Origin of the sequence: Shewanella sp. T24-MNA-CIBAN-0130 (genome assembly GCF_040310185.1) — a bacterium.
Taxonomy (GTDB): domain Bacteria; phylum Pseudomonadota; class Gammaproteobacteria; order Enterobacterales; family Shewanellaceae; genus Shewanella; species Shewanella psychromarinicola.
Genome location: NZ_JBEOPP010000394.1, coordinates 1 through 260, shown reverse-complemented (window position 1 = coordinate 260; position 260 = coordinate 1). Strand labels below are relative to the sequence as shown.

At 44.6% G+C, this 260-nt stretch carries 1 pseudogene; it reads right to left on the bottom strand.

Annotated elements, in window-relative coordinates:
- Nucleotides 1-260, bottom strand: a pseudogene (locus tag AAEZ02_RS22855) (phosphoribosylamine--glycine ligase); the annotation flags it as partial.

Below are 260 nucleotides of genomic sequence, written 5' to 3'. Positions count from 1 at the left end.
GGGTAGCCTTTAGCGGCTAAAACAACACCTACTGCAGCGCGTGAATCAAACTCAATGGTGGTTTTATCAAGCTCTACACGGTTAGCAGCTTCAATCAATTCAACTAAGTCTGATTGTAAGCGTAGCATCATAGGTTGTGTTTCAGGGTCGCCAAAACGACAGTTATATTCAATAACCTTTGGTGTGCCTGTCTCATCTATCATCAAGCCTGCATACAAAAAGCCAGTGTACGGATGGCCTTCGCTAGCCATACCTTCTAC